The 12688-nt window shown below is 49.7% G+C and carries 10 protein-coding genes; 1 reads left to right on the top strand and 9 read right to left on the bottom strand.

Annotated elements, in window-relative coordinates:
- Positions 1–20: 20 nt before the first annotated feature.
- The gene (locus GUA98_RS14905; protein ID WP_193723580.1) at positions 21–1382 is read right to left on the bottom strand and encodes an FAD-dependent oxidoreductase; all 1362 of its coding nucleotides are present in this window, start codon (positions 1380–1382) and stop codon (positions 21–23) included.
- 527 nt (positions 1383–1909) lie between these two features.
- Here GUA98_RS14905 and pelA point away from each other — a divergent pair.
- On the top strand, positions 1910–3082 hold the full coding sequence (pelA, locus tag GUA98_RS14910) for a pectate lyase (protein WP_227779673.1): 1173 nt from the start codon (positions 1910–1912) through the stop codon (positions 3080–3082).
- A 72-nt stretch (positions 3083–3154) separates the two neighbouring features.
- Here pelA and GUA98_RS14915 read toward each other — a convergent pair whose 3' ends face one another.
- From GUA98_RS14915 to GUA98_RS14950, 8 genes are all read right to left on the bottom strand, one after another.
- Positions 3155–3634 carry a glutathione peroxidase gene (locus GUA98_RS14915; RefSeq protein WP_193723581.1) on the bottom strand — a complete coding sequence of 160 codons (480 nt, stop codon included), beginning with the start codon at positions 3632–3634 and terminating at the stop codon, positions 3155–3157.
- Between the two features lie 143 nt (positions 3635–3777).
- Complete coding sequence (locus GUA98_RS14920; protein WP_193723582.1) at positions 3778–4590, bottom strand: ferric iron reductase; 813 nt, start codon at positions 4588–4590, stop codon at positions 3778–3780.
- Between the two features lie 91 nt (positions 4591–4681).
- Positions 4682–5587, bottom strand: a complete 906-nt coding sequence (locus tag GUA98_RS14925; RefSeq protein WP_193723583.1) for an ABC transporter ATP-binding protein — start codon at positions 5585–5587, stop codon at positions 4682–4684.
- Positions 5588–5910: 323 nt separating this feature from the next.
- Positions 5911–6180, bottom strand: a complete 270-nt coding sequence (locus tag GUA98_RS14930) for a hypothetical protein (RefSeq protein ID WP_193723584.1) — start codon at positions 6178–6180, stop codon at positions 5911–5913.
- 43 nt (positions 6181–6223) lie between these two features.
- A complete protein-coding gene (locus GUA98_RS14935; RefSeq protein ID WP_193723585.1) occupies positions 6224–9418 on the bottom strand; it encodes a hypothetical protein in 3195 nt (1064 codons plus the stop codon).
- On the bottom strand, positions 9415–10674 hold the full coding sequence (locus tag GUA98_RS14940) for a TRAFAC clade GTPase domain-containing protein (RefSeq protein ID WP_154894774.1): 1260 nt from the start codon (positions 10672–10674) through the stop codon (positions 9415–9417). The genes GUA98_RS14935 and GUA98_RS14940 overlap by 4 nt, the downstream gene beginning before the upstream one ends.
- A gap of 47 nt (positions 10675–10721) precedes the next feature.
- Positions 10722–11369: a beta-mannanase gene (locus tag GUA98_RS14945; RefSeq protein ID WP_193723586.1), complete on the bottom strand. Its 648-nt coding sequence runs from the start codon at positions 11367–11369 to the stop codon at positions 10722–10724.
- Between the two features lie 21 nt (positions 11370–11390).
- Positions 11391–12674, bottom strand: coding sequence for a vWA domain-containing protein (locus GUA98_RS14950; RefSeq protein ID WP_193723587.1), 1284 nt, complete (start codon positions 12672–12674; stop codon positions 11391–11393).
- Positions 12675–12688 lie beyond the last annotated feature (14 nt).

Consider the following 12688-nt stretch of genomic DNA (forward strand, 5'->3'; position numbering starts at 1 on the left):
CTCTCAAATTCCTATTTATTTTAAACCATCGCTGGTGCTTTCACTTCCACAGGAGGCAAAGCCTGAAGACCAGCCGAGTTCAGGAAGTTCCATGGTTTGTTGTAATGCGGTTGGAAGAAGAAGTCGATGAAGGCGAGTTCATCTACGGTCATGTTGTTCTGAATGCAAACCGAGATCGTATTGATCGATTGCGTCAGATCGGCCTTGGACATCACTTGTGCTCCGACGATTCGGCGTGTAGCCTGTTCGCAAATGACTTTTAGCAGCAGTTTCTCAGCCGTTGGCATGAACTCCGGACGATAAGCATCTTCAAGCGTTACAGCTTCCACCACCAGCCCGTCATCTTTAGCAGATGTTTCGGTCAATCCTGTACCCGCAATATTCTGGTCGTAAATTTTAATTCCTGATGTCCCTTGTGTACCCATGTACGGCGTTGTTGGACGAACCAGGTTACGAGCTACCAATGTACCCATTCTTACCGCATTGGTTGCCAGTGGAATGTAAGAAGCCTTGCCTGTTGGATTATAGTGAATGGCACAGCTGTCACCTGCAGCGAATACGTCTTTTTGGCTTGTTTGCATATATTTGTCCACGATAATTGCGCCGTTCGGCAGCATATCCACCTGGCCTTTGAGGAGTTCGGTATTCGGACGGAAACCGATGCACAGGATTACGAGGTCTGTCTCGAATTCACCCTTCGATGTGATGACCTTCGTTACCTTGCCATTCTCTCCGGTGAATTTCTGTACAGTCTGGCCCAGTGCAAGCTTGATCCCGCGTTCAGTCAGTGTGTCCTCAATGGCATCTGTAAACTCGGGGTCCAGATATTTATTGAGAATCCGGTCCACACTATCGATCAGGGTGACTTCCTTACCGTTCATTTGGAATGCTTCAACCAGTTCAATACCGATGTACCCTGCACCGACAACGGTAACGCGTTTGGCTTCTTTGGCTTTTTCGATAATCGTATTGGAATGGTTGTAGTTTTTGCAGAGCAAGATGTTCTCCATCTCGATCCCCTCAAGTTTTGGAACGACAGGCCATGAACCTGTTGTCACGATGAGTTTGTCAAACGTATCTTCAAATTCTTCCCCTGTCTTCAGGTTTTTAGCCTGAAGTTTATGATTCGCGGCATCCACTGCTGTAACCTCATGCAGCATCTTGGTGACTACACCCAGCTCAGCCAGCTGGTTTGGCGAAGAGTAGAACAGTCCATCCGGGTCCTTCACAACCCCGCCAACATAAAGGGCAATACCGCATGATAGGAAGGAAATGTTGTCATTGCGCTCATACACCGTGATGGTAGCATCCGGGTACAATTTGGCGGTATTGATGATGGCTGCGGTTCCTGCATGTGTACATCCGATAACTGCGATTTTCATAATAAAGGTCCCCCTTGAAGTTATAAAATATAAACCGTGTTTCATGTATTAGATTGCTGCGCTTGATTCCTGGAATTTAAAACGACAATGGTTTTACTCTCTTGTTAATTGTTTGTGAATACATTCACTAATGAAGCTAAACGATTATGTGAAAACATTCACTACCAACATGGCGACTTTGTGATTTATTTCACTTCATGTTCTTATTATAATGTGATCTTTTTCACATTACAAGTGTTTTCTTAAAATTATTTAAAAAATAAGATATCCCTGTGGACGAGCCGCTGCTTCAACCTCTAAAACCTATTGTCCCCTGACCAATAACGGTTTATGCTATTGAACCTTTTGGAGAAAAAAGGCCCTCTTCCTCACCGCATAGTTAGGCTGGCGGCTGATCGCTGAGCGATAACAAATATAAATTTTAAGCTTATCAGTTGATTTTTATATTAGAAAGCGCTTACAATAATATTAGCCCTTTATTTGGATTTTATATGAATAGAATACCAATTATGTTGGGAGGCATTCCTTTGAAGAAACGTTCCATCTCTGTTTCATTAACGCTGGTTCCTGTCACTGCAATCATCGCCATGTTGACCGCAGATATCGCCAGGCCCGTGGTTGCTTTTGCAGATTCCCCGCCTGTCACCATTAAAACCGAGGTGTTATCCTCCAAAACTTCTGCAGGGGTTGATGTATCTTCACTACTGAATAAGTTCAGGGATTACAGCACATTCTCCACAGGTGACTTGGTCAAGGACACCGCTTATGCGCTAAACATCGTATCCTGGCAGCTGCCGCATGGTGGTTTTTTCAAAGCAATGGAGGAGAAATACAAGTCTTCATGGGATGGCGTTACGCCGCGTTCGGATTGGAAAGACCCCAAAGGCGTAGAGCTCGGAACGTTTGATAATGATGCAACGACAACCGAGATCCGCTTCCTGGCTGATATGTACGAAAAGACGGGCAATCCCCTCTTCCGGGACAGTGTCCGCAAAGCGGTGGATTTTATCCTGGTCTCCCAATATCCTTCAGGCGGATGGCCTCAGGTTTATCCACAGCGGAGCAATTACTCCGACAGCGTTACATATAATGACAATGCCATGGTGCGAACCATGGTGCTCATTGATGACATCATTGAGAAGCGTAAAGGCTTCAACAACGATATTTTGAGTGAGGATACACGGTCGAAACTGGCTGCAGCCTTGGATCGAGGAATCGCATATACATTGAAAGCTCAAATTAAAAACGACGGTGTGCCTACAGTTTGGGGTGCCCAGCATGACCCGGTAACCTACGCGCCTGTATCCGGCAGAGCCTATGAATTGCCCTCGAAATCCGGATCCGAATCGGTGGCTATTACAGCTTTCCTCATGTCCAGACCTCAGACACCTGAGATTGAACATGCAGCCAAGAGCGTCCTCCGCTGGTTTGATCAGGTCCGAGAGGATGGAACCAAATATAATCGTCAAGGACCGGTGTATTTCGAGCCTGACCCGTCCAGTGTGATCTGGTACCGTTTCTACAATGTAGATGAAGATGTACCCTTCTACGCGGACCGTGACGGCAAGAAGTACATGGATATTATGGAGATCAGCGAGGAGCGGCGGCACGGCTATTCCTGGGCGGGCAACTATGCCCGTAATCTCCTGCAGCTTGCTTCGGATCAGGGATATTACAATTTAAGCAAACCACTTCCTTAACGTTCATAGAAAAAAAGCATCAAAAAAAGCCTGTCCTCCAGCTTGGAGGCAGGCTTGATCTGTTCTATTTAATTATCCCAGCAGTTTCTCAATCTCTGCAGTCATCGCTTCAGGAGACTCTTTGGGTTCAAAGCGTCCCACCACTTCACCTTCACGATTGACCAGGAATTTGGTGAAATTCCATTGAATCGTGTCGTCTTCAGCTGCCCCTGGCTGCTGCTCGCGAAGATACTTGAACAAGGGATGCGCATCCTCCCCGTTCACGTCCACTTTGGCGAATACAGGGAAGTTCACACCATAGTTTATTTGGCAGAAGGATTCAGCTTCCTCGCTTGTACCCGGCTCCTGTCCTCCAAACTGATTACAAGGAAAACCCAGTACAACCAAACCCTGATCGCGGTAACGATCATACAGCTTCTGCAGCTCTCCATATTGCGGAGTCAATCCACACTTGCTGGCTGTATTGGCGATGACAAGAACTTTACCTTGGTACAGATCCAGTGATACTTCCTGATTGGTTGGTGTTACGGCCTGATATGAATATACGGACATGACTGATTCCTCCCATGATCGATGTTGGTTTTGGGGCAGCTGTCATTACCTTGTATGTATACAACATAATACAGCGCCTGTCTCCATATTATAGACCCGGTGCTTACCAATTACCAAATTCAGCCTTGAGGCCTTCCTGCCTGTTATCCAGACTTGGCTGCCAGGATGTCATCATAACGCTTCTGCCGTTCAGCCTTACTAAGTTTGGGACAGCTATAACAATAATTTTGGCCTCCGTACACCTGGTGATGAAGGCAGCATACCGGCTTCATCAGCATGGTCTCTCCCGGTTGATGTGGATTATCAATCTCTACCGGCTTGAACGATAACAGATTCTTCTTCAACCCAAGCAGACTGGCAGGTAGAGCAATGACGTGTTCATACCCTTCCATCACCGCTTCTCGCTCAGCTTCTTCAATGTTCATTTGTAACGCTGTCGTCTTGTACCAGCGGAGCATGGAGGCAAGCTGTGACCACATCTGACCAAGATTCGCTTCTCCGGCGGAGGCAACCCCTTCAATCAAAGGACGAAGCTGCTCCGTGTAGTATGCGGTTAGAATACCTTTTCGCAATGAGGATTGGGCTGTATCAATGAGCTTCACTGGTTCAGGGTGAGGATGTTCTGTTCCATCCAGCAGTTGAAATCGAAAGGCTGCACGGCCATCCTGAACCTCGAGCTGCAGCTTCATGTTCTCCAGTGAAAGATCAAGCCATGTATCACATAGTGCCGTCATATAATGAATCCCCAGCATCAGTCCTCGCACCGAATGCATGAAGTACACCGCTGCGGTTCGAATTGAATCTGCCTGAAGATGTTGATTATATACATCCAGCAGCTCTCTCGCCTTCTCCGGTTGTCTAAGCTCAGTCATGTGAATCTCCCAAACTGGTTCATCCCCAGGAGCGGTTGTGATTCTTCCATATTGCTGTAACCAGGTATAGTTGATTGCTCCCATCTCAGCATGCCTCCCATGAATGCGAACGAGCCGCCTGCATATATGCAAAGCGGCTTATTCTATATTTCAGGACCACACATGGTCCGCTAAATTAACTTCCTGTTGCAGTGCGAACACGTTGTTCGGAGCGTCCGGCAGCACTCATCATGGCACCGTTCATCACCATTTGCTCTGACGCTACCGTTTGCTCAGGCACTGCCGCTTGCTGGCGTTCGCCGGCAAGAGCATATGGCAGGCACAGCGGCACGCCGGAACGTGGATCAATTACGATATCCGCTTCAATGTTGAACACTTCGCGAAGCACGTCACAGTTCATGACTTCTACAGGGGAGCCTGTAGCGATTGCTTTACCTTTTTTAATGCCAATCATGTGATGGGCATAGCGGGAGGCATGATTCAGATCATGCACAACCATAACGATCGTGCGATTTGCTGTCTCGTTCAGCATCTCCAGCAATTGCAAAACTTCAAGCTGATGAGCCATGTCGAGGAACGTTGTCGGCTCGTCCAGGAACAGGATATCTGTTTCTTGTGCAAGAGCCATGGCAATCCATGCACGTTGACGCTGTCCGCCTGACAATTGATCAATTGGGCGGTCATGGAAATCTGTCATGCCCGTTACTTCGATGGCCCACTCAATCATGCGCTTGTCTTCCGCACGCATGGAACCGAAGCCTTTTTGATAAGGAAATCTTCCGTAGGATACCAGTTCCGTTACTGTGAGTCCCTCTGGTGCTGTAGGATTCTGCGGCAAAATCGCAAGTTGCTTCGCTACTTCACGAGTGGATTGCTTATGAATGGACTTCCCGTCGAGCAAAACACTGCCTGCTTTTGGATTCATGATCCGTGCCATCGTCTTCAGGATGGTTGATTTACCTGAACCATTGGCTCCAACAAGCGCTGTAATTTTTCCTTGGGGAATTTGAATATTCAGATCTTCAACAATCAGTCTTTCTTCATAAGCGATATCCAGCTTGGACGTCTCCAGACGAAACATGCGATCATCCCTCTCTCATTTATCCCGGTTATGTATTCCGGCTATCGATAACGAAAACGAATTTATATGTTCAGCGTATTTCCGGCGCAACAAATCTTCTATAACAAAGATACTGATAATCATTATCATTTGTCAATAAGAAATACCAAACTTCTTGCTTGTTTGGAGCGATTATATAGCAGTTCAGAGGACTTTTCGATCGGAATTCATCTCATTTATATGAGAGCTTTTCTCAACGTATACGTGCAGTTGGTCCCTGTTGGGGATTGTCCAAAAATGATGAATCCAGACTTTGTGTCTGATTTGTGAACAAAAGTAACAATCTACTCTTCTTTCTGCATCAGAGCTTGGGAAGCACTTAGGATCATCTTCTTCTCGTCCTTATAACCTGACTGTCCGCCCTGAAAATAGGCATGCAACACAATGTTGGCTTCTGATCCATCCATCTTTTCGAGCTGTGCTTGAGTCCATGTTATTTCATACCGTTCCGTGTACCAATCCTCATTCGTCAATTCCGTTGTGAGACCGATATTCGTTGTTGTTCTTGGAGGGAAAATAAAAAAAGATGACCCCGATTTACGATCGGAGGTCATCCTGCAAAGATTTCATTTTGGTCAAAAACAAATCTTAACGATCCTACAGCTTAGGCTCTGGCACCAATTGGATAGTCATTGTAACGCTCCGGACACTTACGATATCTTCCGGATTAACCTCATCAGGCAGCTGCACTTGCTGACCATAAGGATACAGACGATCTGCCTCAGCAGGCGTCAATTCCGTTGAAGAGGAACGTCCTGACTCGCCTGCTGTCCCTGAAGGTTCGGACGATGTGGTGCCTGCTCCTTCTCCAAGATCTTCATTCGTGTCCGCAGAACCGGACGCATCCCCGTTCGCCACTGTGCCCTCCGCCGAATTTGCAGAAGAATCATCGGACGTAGTCGAATCTGCCCCCTGAACAGACTCCTCACCCTGCTGATTGTCATTCACCGATCCGGTGGATGGTTCCTCATCGGTTTCTTCCGTAGAAGATGTACCGCCTGCTGAACCTGCCGTATCCGGGTCCTCATTCCGGTTAAAACTCTCCCAGTCCGACGCGGCATCCATCTCCAGCGTTGTACCATCCTGCAACGTTAATTGAACCGGACCAGATAATAACGCATTGCTGTCCGCTTCATTCATGAAACGGATTACGAGCTGCGCTTCGGTCGTCGTGCCATCCACCTCGGCTCCCGAAATGACATAGGCGATCTGCTCAGCTAACTGTACCTCGGGCTCTGCCGGAACGACCGGTTCCTGTGTCGATGGCGCCGCCTCTTCTGGGGCGTCGGACTTATTCGTCAGGGCATACGTTACCCCGGCGATCCCCAGGATCAGGATAACGATAACCGACCCTAGAAAAAGATTTTTTCTTTTGCCTGTCAGCATGCGCACAAGCGGTGATGAAAGTTCGTTCTTGGCCCGATCATAGACCGGCTTCATTGTTTTACTCGCTCTCGCGTAATAAGGCTTGAATGCCGATTTGGACTTGAACGCTTCACGGTCATGACCTTTGAAATAGGCTACAATGGCATCTGAGTAGGCTTTGCTCGCCTGGGAACTCCGTATGAACAACCGTTGGCTCCCCGACCATTCAAATAATGAATACAATACTTCCTTACTGCCAGCACTGCTGCGGACAAATTCAATCAGCCCTGCATAATCCAGTTTGCTGCCGCTTCCTCCCCGGTAGAACGCCAGCGGAAGCGCCTCATATGCAGGTGTTCCCGGTTGATCCCGCAGTTCCCCTGCGAGCCATCTGCGTACCCAACGCTGAAGTTCATTCCGCTCCGCAAGGCTAAGTGATTCAAGCACCTCTTCTTCACGGTCTTCGCCGCTCAGCCATGCTCTGGCTGCCAGCATCAAGTTTGTACGAGCCGTTACATCCTGTCCCTGACGCGCCGCCCAATCACGTACCTCGCTGTCGTGCAGCAAAATATCAATGCTCAGTAACTGTTCACGGTTCACCCGTTCCAGATCAAGATCCTGAATCAAAAACAGGTTAATGACATAGGCCAGCTTGTCAGCCAGGCGTGTCAGTTCTTCCTGATACGCTGATAATCCCGCTGACTCGGCTCCACTCGAACGGGCGGATCGGGTGACGGTCTGAGACTGCCCAATTCGGGCCTTAATTCCATCACCCACGAGCATGTCAGAAGAAAGGCGATCCAGCACGCTCACACGCTTAAGTGCTTCACTCGCAGCATGAACGGGATTCGGCGCCGAACATAATCGTTCTCGCAGCTCTGTGGCTGTCCGGTCAATCAGGAAGCTGTTGTATACCGCAGATACATGCGTGGTTACCCAGCGTTCGATTACGCCGATCACATCTGAAGCAGTCTCGGTACGTTTCAGCTGATTGTCCAGATAGGGCTCAAACAGCAGTTTTGTCAGTGATTCATTGGCCAGTACCTTATCGAAGAATGCACGACTCAGCCCGGAATCGCGGTCGAGCAGATCATACAGTTCCTGTACCGCCCTCATCCGCTTCTGGGACCTGGCATTGTTCACCGCATAGATGAAATAATCCACGATTCGGGATTGAACGACAGGTGCAGCGACGCGGAAATATTCCGCGATGCGTGAGGCAACCGTCTCTTCAGGTACGTTCTCTCTTTTGACACTGTCCAGTTCCCGGCTGAGCAGCGTGAGGAACAGTTCGTTCAAACGTGAACGTCGCTGTACTCCACCTTCAGGTTTCAGATAGGTAAGCAGTCCACTCAGAACCCCTCCCTTATCATTCAGGTAGAGATCTTCCATCCCTTGCTCGAGACGATAAAACATGGACAATTCCCCATAGGCCTGGATGGAAAGCTCGCGCCCCGGTTCGGTGCCGGATAACATCTCGTCTGCAAAAGTATAAAACGCATCCGCCATACCTGGCTCCAGTAGAAGCGACCAGGCAAACTCCGCATAGGGAAGCTGGGCAACCGACATTTCCGCATGGGTTACCCTGCCCGTAGCCAAGTCGAAGGTAAAGTCCTTCTCCGTATTCCTGTCCTTTGGACGAAGCGTGCCCCGCTCTACAAACTGAAGATGAACTCCCTTCTTGCCCTGAGGCTCCTTGGCAAATGTCATGAAGCCGAGCTGCCGCCTAAACGCATAGGGCAGTGCTGCATAGAGCAGACGAAGCAGTTCCTTGGCTCCGGCTGTGATCTCCTCGGCAGGAAGGTCGAGTGCGATGTATACCTTCCGCCGGGTTGCTACTGCCTGCATGACGGCATAGAGCAGGCGCTTGAAAAGAGTTTCGTTCATTTTCAATGAGGCCAGCAGATCTGCTGGCGCTACGGAGCGGGCACTTGGGCCTGCTCCTGCTCCAGTGGCGGCCTCCCTGCCATTCAGTGGTGCACCCGGCAATTCCGTCAGGGCAGGCAAAACCGTGCCTTTTTCGATGTCATATGACGTGGCGAATACGGCATCCAGCCAGTTCCCCTGCTTCATCTGTTCCTCGGAGCGTTCCGGGGACAGGACATAGTTGTGTGCAAAAAAGGCACTGCGCAGCCCCGTAAAATCAGCGGACTGGTACACATTCTGACCAAGGATCGTCTCTCCGCTCTCCAGATGAATCAGATGTATGGATGGCGGGAATTTTGCCTGGTCCTTCTCACTCCGACCCGTTAATTCCGCTGGAGCGTCATAGACGCAATAGGGATGAAGTACTTTTTTAATAAAGGAAGGGTCCAGTCCTGGTGATGCCGCAACCGTATCGAACCCCTCCGTTGTGCGAAACACCCCGCGCCGCTCTCTTGTGTACATCTGTTGTTCAATGGGCGGGGTCATGGAAGAACGCATCATTCCACTCTCCCCTCAATGTACTTCAGCTTGTACAGCAGCCATAGAAAGGGCTCGTCCACACGGATGGGACTCACGACGCCCTGCAGCTTCATATCCACCGGATTGCTGCCCAGCGCAGATACCGCGAAATAAGCCGTATCCTTGAAGTACACATCCATCGTGCCCTTGAACGGACGGTCCACCTTCTCGATAAAGCGCCGAATCTCCCCGTCAATATTCTCAAATTCAGTCAGATCGAACCATTCACGGTGTACCATATTGCGGAATACATTGCTGTTGGATTTGATATAATCCCCCTCTTCATCCTTAAGGGAATGCAGCATGTCGCTCTTGGTCAGCACAACGGCTGTCGGAATATTTGTCTTGGCTTTATCCTGATAAGCGATAAAATCACCGAACAGGGTCAGCACAACATCACGTGGTTCATCATACCTTGGCGTCCACTCGCCTGGCTCGTTGCCGAGGTTAATGCGGATCTTGTCCCGAATGGAACGAATCTGGAGCGGATCCACCATAAACAAAATGCCCGCTGAGTTCTTGATATGCTGACCATGCAGACCCAGATAGTCCTGCTCGACCATACCTTCACCCGCCACATCAAAAAAGACCAGTGTCAGCGGTGCCTTATCTTCATCCTTGAATACAAATTGGAAAATAAACGGCTCCTGCAGCTTCTCCTTCTGCGTGGAATCCAGCAGATCTCCCCGCTCAAACAGCGGTTCTTCGTAATCTGCGCGGAATCTGCGGCTAATTTCGGCATTCAGCGGCATGCAGGCGGCATCAAAGTGGTCAGCCGTATAATGCTGAAGGGTGTGAATCAACGATGTCATATACACCGATTTCCCCACCTGGGATGCCCCAATAATGGAAATGATATTGCTTGGTGCCTTGCCTGCCGTTACCGGCAGCTCATTATGACAATGCGGGCACAGCCGGCGCCGTGTAACCACACCATACCGGTCGTTAAGTCCCATCACGATGTTATCCGAATAAATGCGATGTTCCTCAGGCACATCATGCGGAGCCAGAACGGCTTCCATATCAAATACCGTGTCCAACCCAAAGCGTTCACGATACCGATTAAGCTTCGCATCTTCCCCCAGTGCATAATCCTCATCATCATCCCGGTGATGCGCAGCCCGGAACACTACTTCTTCCGGCGAAAACTTGCTGAAGCAATATGGACAGACAATATCGTAAAACAGCGGCCGTTCTACGGGCTGCTGTTTCTTCAAAAACCGACTAAAAAAGCTCATAGCCACTCCCCTCCCTGTTCAGGCAGACTGTACTGCCTCACATTCATCTAGTCTGATATTAGGCGGTAAACGGCTCCGTATCTCGGTCCGTCCGTGAAAAACAGCCTCACATAGTCATCCTTGGCCACTTCCACGGGCGGCATCTCATTTCTCCCTGGAGTAAAATCACTGACAAAAGGATAGACCGTGCCATCTTCCTTATTGAGAGGAACTCCGCCCTGCTTGCGTACATAACAGAGGGCTTCCTTCGGCACAGGTACTTCAGCCGTCACAGTCATGAGAACCGTCTTCCTTTTTTGAAAAAAGCCGCTTTTGTAACGAATGGAGAAACGGATATCTGCTTTCCCTGCACTGGCGATGACCGTATTCTCGTCATTCTGCTGACGCAGCAGCACAGGACCGTCTTCGTCCATTCGGCAAACATGTATCGTGTACCGGATGGCACCAAACCCTGTCATCCGGTCTGTATATCCGTTACTCGCCTTGTATTCTTCTCTTGTATACAGTTTCAGCTTGCCATTCACAGTCTGATTCCTGCTTTGTCCACCTTCGACCATTTCCAGCTCCAACCGCTCCACGTATACGGCTTCTACACCTTCGGGCCAGAGCCAGCGCAGGGTACAGTAACCATCATCCACAGCAAGTGTAAGTCTGCGAATCAGAGGTACCGAAGGGTCCGCATCTGCATATCGCATGTGTCGCCAACCTCCCGATGTTTAAAATCCTTTGCTGCGTGTGTCTCTCCCCCGCTGACCGAATCCGTCTGCGTTCGGAGTTCCCCTGCCCGCCTCACGGCGGCCCTTGCTCTTCCGCGGCGTATTCTCCTTGACCGGAATGATCCAGGTGAACAGGGTGAGTACCCCAGATAATATGAACATAGCACCCAGTCTCACCAATGCATCCCCTACAGAAGAACCGTCCAGTCCCCACTCCAGCAAAAGGCCCGCTAGCAGGCCTGACACCGCTCCACCGATACCAAAGCTGACTGCCAGATGGCGGTTATCGAACACCAGCCCAAGCGATACGCCCAATGCTACACCAATCAACAGCATAGCAGCAACGCGGAAGATGGCCAGATAGGTACTGTGTTCCATCATGCCTGTACGTTCCGTCACCAATGTCCGTTCATCAATCGTATCGTAAATTTGCTGAAATGCCATGCTGAGACCACCGGAATCCGGCACGTCATAGTACATGCCACCTGTCTGCTGAGCGATACTGCGCAGCAAGTCGGTACCCGATGGGTCGACTAAACTTAGACCTACGGTATTCACCGCGATCTGTTCGTTCGTGTACTGGGATAAGATATCCGAAGTATCTGCTTCACTGAATCCATCCGACAGCAAAATGGCTACCGTACCGCGTTTGGGATCCTGCTTGTTCTGGATCTGCTCCATAGCTTCCCGGAGCACGGCATCGAAGTTTGTACCGCCCGACGTTGTGACAATGCCGTCGATCTTCCCGTTCACCTCTGCTTTTGCCGCTTCACTATCCAGTGCGGTAAAAGGCTGCAATAACTGCGGCTGATCATCAAATGTAAAGACTGCGACCTGCTTGTCACTTTCCATCTGACTGATTAACGTCTTGGCTGCCTCGAAACGTCCATTATCCGGGTCCGTTTCCGACATGCTGCCCGAGTTATCGATCATCAGTACAATGTCCTTCACCTGCTTCACGCCGCCTGGATTGATCTGATACAACAATTGAAAGACCAGCCCAACGACAAACAGGAACACCAGTGTTGCCGGAACGAGCAGTTTCCATGACAAGCCAAGATATCTCAGCTTCCAGGAAGCTCCGTTAAGCTTCGGCGAGATCATCTCGGCGAGCAGACAGAACAGACCTACGCTCAGCGCCAGCACACCGAAGTATAGCCCCATCAGCAGCAGGCGAGGCATCTCCCCAAGCCACTGATGCAACATGATTTCTCCTGCCGCAAATCCCACGGCTCCGCCAATCAGGCTGAACAGGACCAGGAGAAGATTGATTTTTCGCTGCATGTTCGCATGCATCC

Source organism: Paenibacillus sp. P13VS (genome assembly GCF_015143645.1).
In the GTDB taxonomy this organism is placed as follows: Bacteria; Bacillota; Bacilli; order Paenibacillales; family Paenibacillaceae; genus Paenibacillus; species Paenibacillus xylanilyticus_A.

Coding starts and splice junctions, on each gene's coding strand:
- GUA98_RS14905 (WP_193723580.1), bottom strand. CDS start 1,382: ATGAAAATCGCAGTTATCGGATGTACACATGCAGGAACCGCAGCCATC.
- GUA98_RS14915 (WP_193723581.1), bottom strand. CDS start 3,634: ATGTCCGTATATTCATATCAGGCCGTAACACCAACCAATCAGGAAGTA.
- GUA98_RS14920 (WP_193723582.1), bottom strand. CDS start 4,590: ATGGGAGCAATCAACTATACCTGGTTACAGCAATATGGAAGAATCACA.
- GUA98_RS14925 (WP_193723583.1), bottom strand. CDS start 5,587: ATGTTTCGTCTGGAGACGTCCAAGCTGGATATCGCTTATGAAGAAAGA.
- GUA98_RS14930 (WP_193723584.1), bottom strand. CDS start 6,180: ATGACCTCCGATCGTAAATCGGGGTCATCTTTTTTTATTTTCCCTCCA.
- GUA98_RS14935 (WP_193723585.1), bottom strand. CDS start 9,418: ATGATGCGTTCTTCCATGACCCCGCCCATTGAACAACAGATGTACACA.
- GUA98_RS14940 (WP_154894774.1), bottom strand. CDS start 10,674: ATGAGCTTTTTTAGTCGGTTTTTGAAGAAACAGCAGCCCGTAGAACGG.
- GUA98_RS14945 (WP_193723586.1), bottom strand. CDS start 11,369: ATGCGATATGCAGATGCGGACCCTTCGGTACCTCTGATTCGCAGACTT.
- GUA98_RS14950 (WP_193723587.1), bottom strand. CDS start 12,674: ATGCAGCGAAAAATCAATCTTCTCCTGGTCCTGTTCAGCCTGATTGGC.